The sequence below is a fragment of the Nonomuraea sp. NPDC046570 genome, assembly GCF_040645915.1.
Taxonomy (GTDB): domain Bacteria; phylum Actinomycetota; class Actinomycetes; order Streptosporangiales; family Streptosporangiaceae; genus Nonomuraea.
Map to the genome: position 1 here is coordinate 173,239 of NZ_JBEYZF010000012.1, position 15,030 is coordinate 188,268.

15 protein-coding genes are annotated in these 15,030 nt (G+C 70.1%); 10 read left to right on the forward strand and 5 right to left on the reverse strand.

Features of this window, described 5'->3' with window-relative positions; translation table 11 throughout:
- Positions 1-66: 66 nt before the first annotated feature.
- The 3 genes from dop to ABZ911_RS21155 all read left to right on the forward strand — a co-directional run bounded on the left by dop (position 67) and on the right by ABZ911_RS21155 (position 2,964).
- Entirely contained in the window at positions 67-1,584 is a 1,518-nt protein-coding gene (gene dop / locus ABZ911_RS21145; protein ID WP_358058083.1) for a depupylase/deamidase Dop, read from the forward strand.
- A 141-nt stretch (positions 1,585-1,725) separates the two neighbouring features.
- Positions 1,726-1,935, forward strand: coding sequence for a ubiquitin-like protein Pup (locus tag ABZ911_RS21150; RefSeq protein ID WP_358058086.1), 210 nt, complete (start codon positions 1,726-1,728; stop codon positions 1,933-1,935).
- A gap of 210 nt (positions 1,936-2,145) precedes the next feature.
- The gene (locus ABZ911_RS21155; protein ID WP_358058089.1) at positions 2,146-2,964 is read left to right on the forward strand and encodes an NAD(P)H-binding protein; all 819 of its coding nucleotides are present in this window, start codon (positions 2,146-2,148) and stop codon (positions 2,962-2,964) included.
- A 38-nt stretch (positions 2,965-3,002) separates the two neighbouring features.
- On the opposite strand, the gene ABZ911_RS21160 is transcribed toward ABZ911_RS21155, so the two are convergent.
- From ABZ911_RS21160 to ABZ911_RS21175, 4 genes are read right to left on the reverse strand one after another with little or no spacing between them, the layout of a single operon-like run.
- Complete coding sequence (locus tag ABZ911_RS21160; RefSeq protein ID WP_358058092.1) at positions 3,003-4,046, reverse strand: DNA polymerase IV; 1,044 nt, start codon at positions 4,044-4,046, stop codon at positions 3,003-3,005.
- A 23-nt stretch (positions 4,047-4,069) separates the two neighbouring features.
- Positions 4,070-4,894, reverse strand: coding sequence for a carbohydrate ABC transporter permease (locus ABZ911_RS21165; protein WP_358058095.1), 825 nt, complete (start codon positions 4,892-4,894; stop codon positions 4,070-4,072).
- Positions 4,891-5,775 carry a sugar ABC transporter permease gene (locus ABZ911_RS21170; protein WP_358058099.1) on the reverse strand — a complete coding sequence of 295 codons (885 nt, stop codon included), beginning with the start codon at positions 5,773-5,775 and terminating at the stop codon, positions 4,891-4,893. Before ABZ911_RS21170 ends, ABZ911_RS21165 begins: the two co-directional genes overlap by 4 nt.
- An 18-nt stretch (positions 5,776-5,793) precedes the next feature.
- On the reverse strand, positions 5,794-7,170 hold the full coding sequence (locus ABZ911_RS21175) for an extracellular solute-binding protein (RefSeq protein WP_358058102.1): 1,377 nt from the start codon (positions 7,168-7,170) through the stop codon (positions 5,794-5,796).
- Positions 7,171-7,390: 220 nt separating this feature from the next.
- Between ABZ911_RS21175 and prcB the strand changes: the two genes are divergently transcribed.
- The gene (prcB, locus tag ABZ911_RS21180; RefSeq protein ID WP_358058348.1) at positions 7,391-8,206 is read left to right on the forward strand and encodes a proteasome subunit beta; all 816 of its coding nucleotides are present in this window, start codon (positions 7,391-7,393) and stop codon (positions 8,204-8,206) included.
- A gap of 21 nt (positions 8,207-8,227) precedes the next feature.
- Positions 8,228-8,998 carry a proteasome subunit alpha gene (prcA, locus tag ABZ911_RS21185; protein WP_358058105.1) on the forward strand — a complete coding sequence of 257 codons (771 nt, stop codon included), beginning with the start codon at positions 8,228-8,230 and terminating at the stop codon, positions 8,996-8,998.
- 120 nt (positions 8,999-9,118) lie between these two features.
- On the opposite strand, the gene ABZ911_RS21190 is transcribed toward prcA, so the two are convergent.
- Entirely contained in the window at positions 9,119-9,673 is a 555-nt protein-coding gene (locus ABZ911_RS21190; RefSeq protein WP_358058109.1) for a cupin domain-containing protein, read from the reverse strand.
- A gap of 46 nt (positions 9,674-9,719) precedes the next feature.
- Between ABZ911_RS21190 and ABZ911_RS21195 the strand changes: the two genes are divergently transcribed.
- The 5 genes from ABZ911_RS21195 (at position 9,720) to ABZ911_RS21215 (ending at position 15,008) form a co-directional block, all read left to right on the forward strand.
- Positions 9,720-11,012: an aspartate aminotransferase family protein gene (locus ABZ911_RS21195; RefSeq protein WP_358058112.1), complete on the forward strand. Its 1,293-nt coding sequence runs from the start codon at positions 9,720-9,722 to the stop codon at positions 11,010-11,012.
- Complete coding sequence (locus ABZ911_RS21200; RefSeq protein WP_358058115.1) at positions 11,009-11,584, forward strand: hypothetical protein; 576 nt, start codon at positions 11,009-11,011, stop codon at positions 11,582-11,584. Before ABZ911_RS21195 ends, ABZ911_RS21200 begins: the two co-directional genes overlap by 4 nt.
- A gap of 61 nt (positions 11,585-11,645) precedes the next feature.
- Positions 11,646-13,004: a Pup--protein ligase gene (gene pafA / locus ABZ911_RS21205; protein WP_358058117.1), complete on the forward strand. Its 1,359-nt coding sequence runs from the start codon at positions 11,646-11,648 to the stop codon at positions 13,002-13,004.
- Between the two features lie 83 nt (positions 13,005-13,087).
- Complete coding sequence (locus ABZ911_RS21210; protein ID WP_358058119.1) at positions 13,088-14,050, forward strand: FKBP-type peptidyl-prolyl cis-trans isomerase; 963 nt, start codon at positions 13,088-13,090, stop codon at positions 14,048-14,050.
- A 73-nt stretch (positions 14,051-14,123) separates the two neighbouring features.
- Positions 14,124-15,008 (forward strand): FKBP-type peptidyl-prolyl cis-trans isomerase, encoded by an 885-nt coding sequence (locus ABZ911_RS21215; RefSeq protein WP_358058122.1) that lies wholly within the window; start codon positions 14,124-14,126, stop codon positions 15,006-15,008.
- The last annotated feature ends 22 nt before the right edge of the window (positions 15,009-15,030 follow it).

Sequence of the window (15,030 nt, forward strand, 5' to 3'; positions counted from 1 at the left end):
TGTGAAGGGCATAGGCTCGGGCATATAAACGGCGGATAGACAGACCCGGACGAACAGAGGGTGCGCATGACGGTGCGTCGGGTGATGGGCATCGAGACCGAGTACGGAATCTCCGTACCCGGCCAGCCAGGCGCCAACGCGATGGTGACCTCCTCGCAGGTCGTGAACGCCTACCTGGCCGCCTCGGCGGCCAGGGCGCGCAGGGCGCGGTGGGACTTCGAGGAGGAGAACCCTCTCCGTGATGCCCGAGGCTTCGATCTGGCCCGCGAGGTGGCCGACCCCAGCCAGCTGACCGACGAGGACCTCGGTCTCGCCAACGTCATCCTCACCAACGGCGCCCGGCTCTACGTGGACCACGCCCACCCTGAGTACTCCACGCCCGAGTGCACCAACCCGCGCGCGGCCGTCATCTGGGACAAGGCCGGCGAGCGGGTGATGTACGACGCCGCCGTGCGCGCCTCCGCGGTTCCCACCAACGCGCCCATCCAGCTCTACAAGAACAACACCGACGCCAAGGGCGCCTCCTACGGCTGCCACGAGAACTACCTCATGCGCCGGGCCACGCCGTTCGCCGACATCGTGCGCCACCTCACGCCGTTCTTCGTCTCCCGCCAGGTCGTCACCGGCGCGGGCAAGGTCGGCATCGGGCAGGACTCGCGCACCGAGGGCTTCCAGATCAGCCAGCGCGCCGACTTCTTCGAGGTCGAGGTGGGCCTGGAGACGACGCTGAAGCGGCCGATCATCAACACCAGGGACGAGCCGCACGCCGACCCGGAGAAGTACCGCCGCCTGCACGTCATCATCGGCGACGCCAATATGTCGGAAATTTCGACATACCTAAAATTGGGGTCCACCGCCCTCGTCCTCGCCATGATCGAAGACGGGTTCCTCACCCGCGACCTCGCCGTCGAGAATCCCGTGCAGGCCCTGCGCGCCGTCTCCCACGACCCCACCTGCCGCTACGAGATCGCCATGCGCGACGGCCGTCGGCTCACCGCCGTCCAGCTCCAGATGGAGTACCTCGAGCAGGCCCGCAAGTACGTCGAGGAGCGCGGGACCGCCACAGAGGAGATGAACAAGGACGTCCTCGACCGCTGGGAGTCCGTCCTCACCCGTCTGGCCGAGGACCCCATGCAGCTCTCCCGCGAGCTCGACTGGGTCGCCAAGCTCGAACTCCTCGAGGGCTACCGCAGCCGCGACGGCCTGGCCTGGTCCCACCCCAGGCTCCAGCTCGTCGACCTGCAGTACTCCGACATCCGCCCCGACCGCGGGCTGTACAACCGGCTCGTCGCCCGGGGCCGCATGCAGCGCCTGGTCAGCGAGGAGGTCGTGCAGCGGGCCGTGGAGAACCCGCCCAACGACACCCGCGCGTACTTCCGTGGCCGCTGCCTGCGCCAGTACAGCGAGTCGGTGGCCGCCGCCTCCTGGGACTCCGTCATCTTCGACATCCCCGGCCGGGAGTCGCTCCAGCGCGTTCCCACCCTGGAGCCGCTGCGCGGGACCAAGGCGCACGTGGGCGAGCTCTTCGACCGGTGCAGGACGGCCGCAGACCTGGTCGCCGCCCTCACGGGGGACCAGAGCTGACGGCCGTACCGCCGCCGGGGTTCAGATTGGATAGAAGTACTATCTAGTCAACCCTGTGAAGATCGAGTGGCGGCGGACGCGAAATGTCTGCCGGTTCGGGGAAGATAACCATCAGAGGTAGTCCCCCAAGCGGAGGTAGACATGGCAAGCAAGGACACCGGCGGCCAGAAGCAGACCGGACGCCGCGAGAACGAGGTCGAGGAGACCGAGGCGTCGGCGACCGCCGACGTGCAGGAGCGGAACGAGAAGCTCACCGACGATGTCGACGCGATTCTGGACGAGATCGACGAGGTCCTCGAGGAGAACGCCGAGGAGTTCGTCAGGTCGTACGTGCAGAAGGGCGGACAGTAGGAGGCGAGGCTGACACAGCGGGAGTGGGCGGGGAGGGAAGCTGTGTCCTCTTTGATGCTGGCTGTCCGCGTCAGGTCGCCATGATCGAGACCTGGCGCCGTCATCCAGTCCACTGATTCATGGCGACATTCTCGAATGCGGAAGCGATCCGTCCTCGATGGGCTCTAGCGTTCCCCTCATGTTTCCCCTGGAAAAGAGCGGAGCGTACTCGTGACCATTCTGGTGACCGGAGCGACCGGGACCGTCGGCCGGCAACTGGTCGAGCAGCTCGTACGGGCGGGTGAGCGCGTGCGAGCCCTGACGCGTGATCCGGCGGCGGCCGGCCTGCCGGCCGAGGCCGAGGTCGTGCGGGGCGACCTCACGAAACCGGACACGCTCAGACCCGCGCTGGAGGGGGTCACCGGCCTCCACCTGATCACGTTCGGCGGGGACGACGGCGAGCCGCTGCAGACCGGGCACGAGATCGTCGAGATGGCGACGAAGGCCGGCGTGCGGCGGGTGACGGTTCTGGGCGGCTGGGATCCGAGCACGGTGGAAAAGGCTCTCGACGACGGCGAGCTCGGGTGGACCTTCCTGCGGCCGGTGGAGTTCATGGCCAACGCGCTCGACCTGGCGGAGTCCATCCGGACCGAAGGGCTGGTCCGGGCGTTCGACGGTGGTCTGCGCAGCGCGATGGTGCACGAAGCCGACATCGCCGCGGTGGCGGCGACCGCGCTGATCCACGATGGTCACGCGGGGAAGGTCTACCCGCTGACCGGTCCGCAGGCCCTGACGCTGCCGGAGAAGCTGAGCACGATCAGCGCGGCGATCGGGCGCGCCGTGGAGCTGGTTCCACTCACCGAGGAGCAAGCTCGTGAGGAGATGCGAGCGGCCGGCTGTCCGGACGAGTACATCGAGTTCGCCATCCAGTTGGAGAAGAATCCGCCGCCCGAGGGCTCCGTCGTGCTTTCGACGGTGGAGGAGGTCACCGGCCGACCGGCACGGACCTTCGCCCAGTGGGTCGCCGAACGCGTCCACCTCTTCCGCTGAGAGTCCACCGGTCGTGAGATTGATCTACCAGACCATCATCAACGATCCCGGAGTGGCTCGTAGGTGATCGCGACGCCGAGCAGCCGTACCTGGTGCACGTCCTCGAAGCGGTCGAAGGCGGTGAGGGCGGCCCGCTCGATGGCGGCCGGGTCGGTGGTGGCGGCCGGGAGGGTGAACTGGCGGGTGCGGGTGATGAAGGGGGCCACGCGTACCTTGACCGTCACCCGCACCGCCCGGCGCCCCTCTTCGGCGGCCTCCCTGGCGAGTCGTCCGGCGAGCGCGGTGAGGTGGCGCTCCATCTCGGGGCGGTCGGTGAGATCCCGGGTGAAGGTGGTCTCGTGGCTGTGGCCGCGCGGCACCCAGGGGGCGGCGGTCACCGTGGTCTCGCCCCTGCCGAGGGCGAGGTAGCGCAGCCAGGGGCCGTTGGTGGGGCCGAAGCGGGCGGCCAGGTCGCCGGGGTCGGCGCGGGCGAGCTGGTCGACGGTGCGCAGGCCGAGAGCGGCGAGCTTCCGCTGGGTCTTGGCGCCGATCCCCCAGAGGGCGCCGGTGGGGCGGTCGCCCATGACGGCGGCCCAGGTGGCGGTGGTGAGGCGGAAGACGCCCGCGGGTTTGCCGAAACCGGTGGCGATCTTGGCCTGGTGTTTGTTGTCGCCGATGCCGACCGAGCAGGCCAGGCCGGTGCGGTCGGCGACGGCCCGCTGGATGGCGCGGGCCAGCGCCTCGGGGTCGTCGGTGTCGGCGCCGAGGAAGGCCTCGTCGATGCCCCAGACCTCGACGACGACAGGGAAGTCCCGCAGGATGGCCATCACGCGGGCGGAGACGGCCTCGTAGGCGGGCAGGTCCGCGGGCAGGAAGACGGCCTCGGGGCAGCGGCGGGCGGCGGTGCGCATGGGGAGGCCGGAGTGCACGCCGTACTCGCGGGCCTCGTAGGAGGCGGTGGCGACCACGGTGCGCGGCTGGGCCGGGTCGCCGGAGCCGCCGACCACGACGGGTCGGCCGCGCAGCTCGGGGTGGCGTGCGATCTCCACCGCGGCCATGAACTCGTCCAGGTCGAGGTGCAGGACCCACGCGCGGGTGGACATGGAGCCAGTATCGCGCGGGGAGGTCAGCGCTTGATCCCTCCGTGGAAGCGGAAGCCGTACCTGTGGCTGACGAGCAGGTACATGGCGACGACCGGCAGGGAGTAGAGCAGGGAGAAGCTGGACAGCAGGTCGAGTCTGGGCTGGCCGCCCTCGGTGTACAGGGTGTAGATGATCACTGAGCCGGGGGTCTTGCCCGGGTCGCGCAGCAGGATGAACTGGAACAGGAAGCCGCCCCAGACGCTGGCCATCGCCCAGACGGCGATCGTGGCCAGGCCCGGCCGGATGAGCGGGACGACGATGTGCCCGAGGATCTGCAGGGGCGAGGCGCCGAAGACGCGCGCCGACTCCTCGTAGGAGGTGGGCGTCTCGTCCATGAAGTCCTTGAGGATGAAGATCGCCGCGGGGAGCAGGCCGCCGGAGACGACCAGGACGAGGCCGAGGTGGGTGTCGACGAGGCCGAGCCTGCTGGCCAGCTCGAAGATGGGGACCATGGCGGCGGTGCCGGTGACCACCGAGGAGAGCAGCAGCAGCAGGTACAGCAGGGCGTCGCGGCCGGGGACGCGGACGCGGGACAGCGCGTAGGCGGCGAGGGCGGCCAGGACGACGACGGTGACGGCGGCGCCGCCCGCCTGGATGAGGGAGTTGCCGATGGAGGCGAGGGCGTAGGGGTGTTCGAGGATGGCGGCGAAGTTGGCGAGGGTGAACTCGGGCAGGGAGACGCTGATCCGGGGGTTGGCGTCGAAGGGGGCGGTGGCCAGCCAGAGCATCGGCAGGGTGAAGAAGGCGAGGACGACGGCGAGGAAGGCGGTGGCGGCGAGCCTGCCGAGGGCGTGCCGTACGTGGGTCATGGCGGTGGGACCTCCCGTTGCCGGCCGCGGAGCAGTCGCAGGTAGGCCAGGGCGAAGACGAGGTTGATCAGCAGGATGAGGAAGGAGATGGCGGCGCCGACGCCGAGCAGCCCGTTCTTGATGGCCACCTTGTACACGTAGACGGGCAGGATCTGGGCGGGGCTCTCCGGGCCGACCAGGACGAACGGGGTGAAGTCGTTGAACGTCCAGAGGCTGACGAGCAGGACGTTGGTCAGGATGTGCCGCCTGATGAGCGGCAGGACGACGTCGCGCAGCTGCTGGAAGACGCTCGCCCCGGCGAGCCTGGCCGTCTCCAGATGGGAGGGCGGCACGGTCTCCAGGGCCGCGGAGTAGAGCATCATCGAGAAGGCGGTGCCGCGCCAGGTGTTGAAGACGACGATGGACAGCAGCGGGTAGTCGAGCAGCCAGGCGAGGCCGGGGGTGTGCAGCAGCGCGTTCAGCGTGCCGTCGTCGCGGTCGAGCAGGGCGAACCAGAGGAACCCGACGACGGTGCCGGGCAGGATCCAGGACAGCAGCACGACCCCTTCGACGACCCTGCGGACGATCCCGGTACGGCCGCGCAGCAGCCACGCGAGGGTGAAGCCGAGGCCCGCCTGGCCGATGATGGCCGAGCCGCCGACGTACAGCATCGTGTACCAGAGCGAGGTCAGGAACGGCGGGTCGCCGAGGGTGTGGGTGTAGTTGTCGAGCCCGACGACCTTGGGCTCGGCGGCGGCCAGGCCGGTGAGCTGGTAGTCGGTGAGGCCGAGGTAGACGGTCCAGAGGGCGGGGAAGACGAGGAAGACCCCGATGAGGGCGAGGGCGGGCAGGACGAAGGCGACGGCCCCCCGCCTGCCGAGCCCCGCGGCGTCGGTGCTCAACGGTGCCGTCCCGGCCGCTCAGCCGGCGACGTTGGCGGGGCCGCCGACGAGGGCTTCGAGTTCGCGCTGGTAGGCGGTGGCGGCCTCGTCGGGCGGGGTGCCGGCGAGGACCTGGGAGGTGGCCTCCTGCAGGGCGGTGGAGACCCGCGGGTAGACGGCCAGCGGCGGCCGGTAGGCGGTGATGGGCAGCACCTCGTCGGCGATGTACTTCAGCATCGGGTCGGCGGCGAGGACCTCGTCGTTGACGTCCTTGCGGGCGCTGATGCGCACCTGCCCGGCGAGCTCGGACTTGGTGGCGGCGGCGGAGTGCATGAACGACAGCAGCTCCCAGGCCAGGGCGGGCTGCTTGGTGAAGGGGTTGAGGACGCGTACGGCCCCGCCGGACATGCTGACGTGGTCCTGGCCCCGGATGCCGGCCCCGGGCTGCCTGGCGGGGATCTTGGCGTAGCCGACGACCCGGTCCCGGTCGGCCATGGGGGCCACCTCGGCCTTGGGGGCGACGACGGAGCGCCAGAAGTAGTCGCTCTCGGCCAGGATGCCGATCCGGCCCTCGGCGAACTCGGCGAAGGACTTGTCGCGGCCCTTGGCCTCCTGCTGGAGCCTGGGGTCGCCGAGGCCGGCGGCGTAGATCTGCCGGTAGAAGCCGAGGACGTCCTTCATCGCCTGGGAGGCGCCGGCCCATCTGCCGTCGGTGTAGATCTCGGCTCCGGCGCCGGCCAGCAGGGGCAGCGCGCCCTGCATGGTGGTGGCCTCGCCCATGGCGGTGCCCGCGTTGATCTGGATGGGGGTGACGCCGGGGAGCTTCTTGAGCGCGGTGCCCGCGTCGATGATCTCCTGCCAGCTTCTGGGCTGCCACCGGTCGGTCAGCCCGGCCTTCTTGAACAGGTCCTTGTTGTAGAACAGGACGCGGCCGTCGGTGCCGAGCGGGATGCCGTACTTCTTGCCGTCGAAGATGCCGAGCCCCTGGACGGCCTCGGGGATCTGGGTCCAGCCCTCCCAGGTGTCGACGGTGGCGCCGGCCACGTCGGTGAGCGGCTTGAGGTAGCCGGCCTGGGCGAACTCGCCGACCCAGATGCCGTCGACGGCCAGGACGTCGGCGCCCTTGCCGGACTTCAGATCGAGGGCGATCCTGGTCTTGTACTGCTCGTCGTCTACGCCGCTGGGCTGGAAGGCGACCTTGACGGTCCTGCCGGCCGCCTTCTGCGCCTTCTCGAACTCGGGCACGACCCACTTCTCGATCCAGTCGGCGGACTCGGCGTTCTTGCCGCCGGAGATGGAGTTGGCGGCGATCGTGAGGGTGACGCCCTCCTGCCCGGACGGCGCCCCGGTGCCGCAGGAGGTGAGCGCGAGAGCCGCCAGAACGGTGATCACCGCAGGTCGGCGGGGGAGTCGCATCACGGCCTCCTGGCAGCAGGCAGTTTAGGACGTGCAGACATATCGACAATCGCACGGTCATCGGCGGCCGTAAAGAAACGATCCGATGTACGCGGGCGGTTCGCGGTGAGCTGATCGTGGGAAGTGCATGCACCAGCGCAACATGAGTAGGGTCGGCCGTAAGACACTGATGTTGGGAGGGAGTCGCGTGGCATCGCACAGGGATCTGCCCGCCGGCTTGATGAGCCAGCTCTTCGTGAACACCGGAAACTCGTCCTTCTCGGAGTTCGTCAGGGCGCACTCGCCGGACTTGCTGCCGCTGCGCCGGGAGGTGCTGGCCGCGCCGGTCGGCGACCAGGTGCCGCACGCGACGACGATCGTGGCCGCCACCTGCGCCGGGGGCGTGGTGATGGCCGGTGACCGCAGGGCGACGTCCGGGAACATGATCTCCCAGCGGGACGTGGAGAAGGTGTTCCGCACCGACGACTACTCGTGCATGGGCATCGCCGGTACGGCGAGCACGGGCATCGAGATGGCCCGGCTGTACCGCGTGGAGCTGGAGCACTACGAGAAGCTGGAAGGCCGCGAGATGTCGGTGGCCGGCAAGGCCAACCGGCTCGCCACGATGATCCGCGGCAACCTCGGGATGGCGATGCAGGGGCTGGTGGTGGTGCCGTTGTTCGCGGCCTACGATCCGCAGCGGGACGCGGGCCGCATCTTCAGCTACGACGTGGCTGGCGGGCCGTACGAGCGGGAGAGGTTCGACGCGATCGGGTCGGGCTCGATCTTCGCCAGGGGGTCGCTGAAGAAGCTCTACCGTGACGACGCCTCGGCCGACGACGTGGCGATGACGCTCATCCAGGCGCTCTACGACGCGGCCGACGACGACTCGGCCACCGGCGGTCCCGACGTGAGCAGGAAGATCTGGCCGATCGTGTCGGTGATCGACGCCGACGGTTTCCGCCGCCTGCGGGACGAGCAGGTCGCGGCCTACGTCGAGCAGATGCTCGAAGCCCGGTTGATCGCCCCCGACGGCCCCATCGCCCCGCTGCGCTAGAAAGGAACACCTTCGGTGTCCATGCCTTTTGGATATGCCTCCCCTGAACAGATCATGCGGGACAAGGCGGACTACGCGCGCAAGGGCATCGCGCGGGGCCGCAGCGTGGTCGTGCTGCAGTACGAAGACGGCATCCTGTTCGTCGCGCCCAACCCCTCGCGGGCGCTGCACAAGGTCAGCGAGATCTACGACCGGATCGGGTTCGCGGCGGTGGGACGCTACAACGAGTTCGAGGAGCTGCGGCTGGGCGGCATCCGCTACGCCGACATCAACGGGTACAGCTACGACCGCAGCGATGTGACCGCGCGCGGGCTGGCCAACCTGTACGCCTCGAACCTGGGCCGGATCTTCACCGAGTCGATCAAGTCGCTCGAGGTGGAGGTCGTGGTGGCCGAGGTGGGCGACACGGCCGAGAGCGACGCCATCTACCGGTTGACCTTCGACGGGTCGGTGTTCGACGAGCACGGGTTCGCGGCGATGGGCGGGCAGGCCGAGGCGGTGGGCACGCGGCTGAAGGAGCACTATCGCGAGGCGATGCCGCTGGCCGAGGCGCTGGACGCGGCGCTGAAGGCGCTGACCGAGCCCGGCGGCGAGCGTCCGCCGGTGGCGCAGCTCGAGGTGGCGGTGCTGGACCGCAACCGCGAGCACCGCAAGTTCCAGCGGCTGACCGGCGCCCGCCTGGAGCGCCTGCTGGCCTCCTCGGCTCCGCCCCTGGCGGCCCCTGCCGAGGAGACCCCCGACGAGGCTCCCACGGCTCCTGAGGGCGACCTGGACGACGGCTCCGGCGCCTGACGGCACCCGAACGCCCCGGCCCCGTCCGCCTTTCGCGCGGACGGGGCCGTCGCATGCCGGGAGTGCCCTGCCCGCCCCGCCGCCTCGGTTCAGCGGCGAGCCGCCGCGCGCTCGAAAGGGTCAGAAGCTCGGCGGCGTGACCACCCACAGGCTGACCGAGGGGCCGGGGCCCGGGTTGTGGTAGCGGTGCGGGGTGGTGGCGGGGACGTTGACGGAGTCGCCCGCCTCCAGGGTGTGCATGACGCCGTCGATCCAGTACTCCAGGCGTCCCTCCATCATCAGCCCCACCTCCTCGCCCGCGTGGCGGTGGGTCGCCTCGCCCGACGACGCCCCGGGCGCGACCCGCAGCAGCAGCATCTCCAGCGCCCCCGCCGGATGCGGGTTGAGCAGCTCGTAGGTGATGGCCCCGCCGCCGAGGCTGGCGATCAGGAGCCGGTCGGCGGGCCGGGTGACGACGCCGCCCTGCCGCTCGATGGAGGCGAACAGGCTGCTCAGCGTCACCCCGAGGGCGTCGACGATGGCGCGCAGCGAGGAGATCGTGGGGGAGTTGAGGCCGCGTTCGACGTTGGTGAGGAAGGTGCGCGACAGGCCGGTGGCGCGTGCGAGGTCGGCCATCGAGATGCCGGCCTCCTGGCGCCTGCGTTTCAGGGCGAGGCCGAGCCTGTCGTCAGACATCCGCCCACTATAGTGTGCAAAATCATCATAAAAGTTGGAGGTCGTGGTGGATTTCTGGGGTCAGGTCGACCGGCATGTGATCCGCTACGGAGCCGCGTTCATGCCGCGCGTCATCCAGCGCGCCGCCGGCTCCTACGTCTACGACGAGGACGGCGCGGCCCTCCTCGACTTCACCTCGGGGCAGATGAGCGCCATCCTCGGCCACGGCCACCCTGAGATCGTCGCCGCCGTCGGCGAGTCGGTGGCCAACCTCGGCCACCTGTTCAGCGGCATGCTCAGCCGCCCCGTGGTGGATCTGTCCGCCGCCCTGTCGGCCACGCTGCCGGCGGGCCTCGACAAGGTCCTGCTGCTGACCACCGGGGCGGAGTCCAACGAGGCCGCGCTGAAGATGGCCAAGCTGTACACCGGCGGCTACGAGGTGATCTCCTTCGACCGCTCCTGGCACGGCATGACCTCCGCCGCCTCGGCCGCCACCTACAGCGCCGGCCGGCGCGGGTACGGCCCGCCGCCGCCCGGCAACCTGTCCCTGCCCACCCCGAACGCCTACCGCTCGCCGTTCCGCACCGCCGACGGCGGCTACGACTGGCAGGCCGAACTCGACTACGGCTTCGAGGCGGTGGACCGGCAGTCGGCGGGCGCGCTGGCCGCCTGCATCGTCGAGCCCATCCTGTCCTCGGGCGGCATCATCGAGACGCCGCCCGGCTACCTGGCCGCGCTCAAGGCCAAGTGCGCCGAGCGGGGCATGCTGCTGGTGGTCGACGAGGCGCAGACGGGGCTCGGCCGTACCGGGGCGATGTACGCCTTCGAGCGCGACGGGATCGTCCCGGACATCCTCACCCTGTCCAAGACGCTGGGCGCGGGGCTGCCGGTGGCCGCCGTGGTGACCTCCGCCGAGATCGAGGAGCGCTGCCACGAGCGCGGCTTCCTCTTCTACACCACGCACGTGGCCGACCCGCTGGCCGCCTCGGTGGCCGCCACGGTGCTGCGCGTCATCGAGCGCGACGACCTGGTGGGGCGGGCGGCCGAACTGGGCGACCGGCTGCGCGCGGGCCTGCTGGAGCTGGCCGATCGCCACGAGGTCATCGGCGACGTGCGCGGCCGGGGCCTGCTGCAGGGCGTCGAACTGGTCGCCGACCGCGCGACCAAGCAGCCCGCCGACGAGGTGGGCCGGGCGGTCACCGAGGCCTGCCTGCTGCGCGGCCTGCACATGAACGTCGTGCAGCTGCCCGGCATGGGGGGCATCTTCCGCATCGCGCCGCCGCTCACCGTCTCCGACGCCGAACTGGACCTCGGCCTCGGCATCCTCGACACGGCGCTCGCCGAGGCGGGCAAGCTGTGACCGGCATCACATCGGCGGCGCAGAACCGCGCCGCCACCGGGGGAATCCAAGCCGGTGTGAAGACAACCCTCCTCGCGGCCGGTGCGGCCGCCGCCGTCCTGCTGTCGGGCGCTCCCGCGCACGCCGCCACGGCCGCGATCCCGGACTTCAAGGCACCGAAGATCTTCGGTACGACCTTCCAGCCCGATCCCGGCCACGATTTCACCAAGGGCATCCATTCCCGGCGCAACGGCATCCTGCGCGGCTGGATCACCTCGGTGACGGGCGCCACCGCCGAGTACACGCCGATCAAGTGGCAGAAGGACAAGTACGCCGAGGGGCACTTCGTCGGGCCCGCCGAGGGCGACGTCATGGCCTACGCCTCGCCGGTGGCCAGGCGCGTCGTCTTCCTCAGCGCGTTCGGCTGCAAGCCGTCGATGGCCGGGATGACGGTCGACCGGAAGACCGGCCTGGGCGCCAAGCGGTGCACCCGCGCGGACCTGATCAAGCGGGTCAAGCAGGTCAAGCGGCCCGCCCTGATCACGGTGTACAAGGGACAGATCGTGAAGTTCCAGGAGATCTACACGCCGTAGCCGTCCGAAAACCCGGCGAAGATCTCTCCCGCTCGCCGATCCGGGGAACTAGTGTGAGGTAATGGATCGTCGCATCTTCGGGCTGGAGAACGAGTACGGCGTGACCTGCACGTTCAGGGGACAGCGCAGGCTGTCCCCGGACGAGGTCGCGCGCTACCTGTTCCGGCGGGTCGTGTCCTGGGGCCGATCGAGCAACGTCTTCCTCCGCAACGGCGCGCGCCTGTATCTCGACGTGGGCAGCCATCCTGAATACGCAACACCCGAGTGTGACAACGTCATCGAGCTCGTCACCCACGACAAGGCGGGCGAGCGCATCCTCGAAGGCCTGCTGGTCGACGCCGAGAAGCGGCTGCGCGAAGAGGGCATCGCGGGTGACATCTACCTGTTCAAGAACAACACCGACTCCGCCGGCAACTCCTACGGTTGCCACGAGAACTACCTGGTCGGCCGGCACGGCGAGTTCGGCCGCCTGGCCGACGTGCTGATCCCGTTCCTGGTCACCCGGCAGATCATCTGCGGCGCGGGCAAGGTGCTGCAGACGCCGCGCGGCGCGGTCTACTGCGTCTCCCAGCGCGCCGAGCACATCTGGGAGGGCGTCTCCAGCGCCACGACCAGGTCCCGGCCGATCATCAACACCCGTGACGAGCCGCACGCCGACGCCGAGCGCTTCCGGCGGCTGCACGTCATCGTCGGCGACTCCAACATGAGCGAGACCACCATGCTGCTCAAGGTCGGCGCCACCGACCTGGTGCTGCGCATGATCGAGGCGGGCACGGTGATGCGCGACCTGTCGCTGGAGAACCCGATCAGGGCCATCCGCGAGGTCTCGCACGACATGACGGGCCGCCGCCGGGTGCGCCTGGCCAACGGCCGGGAGGCCTCGTCGCTGGAGATCCAGCAGGAGTACCTCTCCAAGGCCAAGGACTTCGTCGACCGGCGCGGCGGCGACCCGATCGCGCACCGGGTGCTGGAGCTGTGGGAGCGCACCCTGCGCGCGGTCGAGACCGGCAACCTGGACCTGGTCTCCAGGGAGATCGACTGGGTGACGAAATACCAGCTCATCGAGCGGTACCGGAAGAAGTACGACCTGCCGCTGTCCAGCCCGAGGGTGGCCCAGCTCGACCTGGCCTACCACGACGTGCACCGCAGGCGCGGCCTGTTCTACCTGCTGCAGAAGCGCGGCGCGGTCGAACGGGTGGCCTCCGACCTGAAGATCTTCGAGGCCAAGTCGGTGCCGCCGCAGACCACCAGGGCCAGGCTGCGCGGGGAGTTCATCCGCAAGGCGCAGGAGAAGCGGCGCGACTTCACCGTCGACTGGGTGCACCTCAAGCTCAACGACCAGGCGCAGCGCACCGTGCTGTGCAAGGACCCCTTCCGCAGCGTTGACGAAAGGGTGGACAAGCTGATCGCGGGAATGTAGATCTTCGACCGGCGGTTTACCTCGGCCCTACGTGATGGTCGGGTAGTGTGACGCGAACCTGCCGTCTTTCCCGAGGAATCCTCATGCGCCGCCGTCTGGCCGTACTAGCCGCCGCCCCGCTGATCTTCGCTGCCGCCTGCGGCACCGACACCAGCGGGGTCACCCCGAGTGGCGGGTCGTCCGCGGCCGCCGCCGCCTCGGGGCTGAAGGTGACGGGCGCGGCCAACGCCAAGCCCACCGTGACCTTCCCGCAGGGCACCCCGCCGGCCAAGTCCTCCTTCGAGGTGGTGGAGGCCGGCACCGGCGCCGCGGTGAAGAGCGGTGACAAGGTCATCGTCAACCTCACGATCTTCAACTGGGACGGCAAGACCAACGCGGCCCAGGGCTCCACCTACGACGCCCAGCAGCGGCCCGAGACGATCGAGGTCGGCCAGCAGCTGCCCAAGGTCATGCAGGACGGCTTCGCCAAGCTCAAGCACGGCGGGCGCCTGGTGACCGTGGTCGCCGCCGACAGCTACAGCAAGGAGCAGATCGAGCAGGCCAAGGCCCAGGGCCAGGACATGAGCGCCACCAAGGTGTTCGTGTTCGACGTGGTCGGCACCCCGCCCACGCCGCTGAAGGCGGCCGAGGGCAAGGAGACCGGCGACACCATCAAGGGCGTCAAGCTCGACAACCCCGGCGGCGACAAGGCCCCGACGCTGACCACCAAGACCTCCGCGAAGGCGCCCAAGGACCTGGTCGTCAAGACCGTGATCGAGGGCACCGGCAAGAAGGTCGAGGCCAACCAGCAGATCGTCGCCCACTACACCGGCAAGCTGTGGGGCACCGACAAGCAGTTCGACTCCAGCTGGGAGCGCGGCGAGCCCGCCACCTTCGCCCTCAACGGCGTCATCCAGGGCTGGAGCAAGGGCCTGACCGGCGTGCCCGTCGGCAGCCGCGTGGTGATGAGCGTCCCGGCCGCGCAGGGGTACGGTGACCAGGCCAACGGCGACATCCCCGCGAACAGCACGCTGGTGTTCGTCGTGGACGTTCTCGCCGCCTACTGACAGGTAGCCCGGTAGCATCTCGTGGCCCGGTGACGGACTCCCGTCGCCGGGCCTCCGTGCTGAAGGGACGCCGATGCGCCGTGCCGCCCTGCTCGCCCTCGTCCTGGCCGCCGGCTGCGCGCAGGCCCGAGCCGACCTCGACCTGAAGGTGGGCGGCCCTTTCGGCGCCAGGCCCACCATCGCCTTCCCCGACGGCAAGCCCTCGGCCGAGCTGCGCATCGACCAGCTCGCCGCGGGCGGCGGCGAGGCGCTGCGGCAGGACGACGTGGCCATCGTCCAGTACACCGCGCACGTGTGGGACGGGCGGCAGAACCGGCTGGTCGACTCCAGTTTCAACCGGGGCACCCCGGCCGCCTTCCCCGTGGGGCGGATGCTGCCCGGCCTGGACGCGGCGCTGCGGGGCCGCCGGGTGGGCAGCCGCGTCGCCGCCGCCATCCCGCCCGCGGACGGTTTCGGGGCGAACCCGCCGCGCGGCCTCGACCCCGACGGCGGCCTGCTCTACGTGATCGACATCCTCGGCACGCACCACAAGGGCGTCTCGGCCGCCACCTCAGGCGGCGACCTGGCAGGCGTCGAGGTGCGCGGCGGAGCCCGCCCGTCGATCCGCCTGCCGGCCACGGCGCCGCCGCGCCGTTTCGCCGCGAAGGTGCTGACCAGGGGCAAGGGGCCGCGTACTGAAGCGGGTCAGCTCGTGGTGACCCAGCACGAGGGCGTGGTGTGGGACGGCGGGCGGGTGTTCGACTCCACCTGGCGGGCCGGGCAGCCGAAGGCCTTCACCCTGGGCGACGGCAGCGTGATCAAAGCGTGGGACGAGGCACTGGTCGGCGTGCCGACGGGAAGTCGGGTGGCGATGATCGTTCCGCCCGCCTATGGTTACGGCGAGGCCGGGCAACCCGCGTTCGGCATCCGTGGCGCCGACACGCTCGTGTTCGTGGTCGACGTCATCGCCGCCTACTGAAACCTCCCCTGGGAGACCCCGC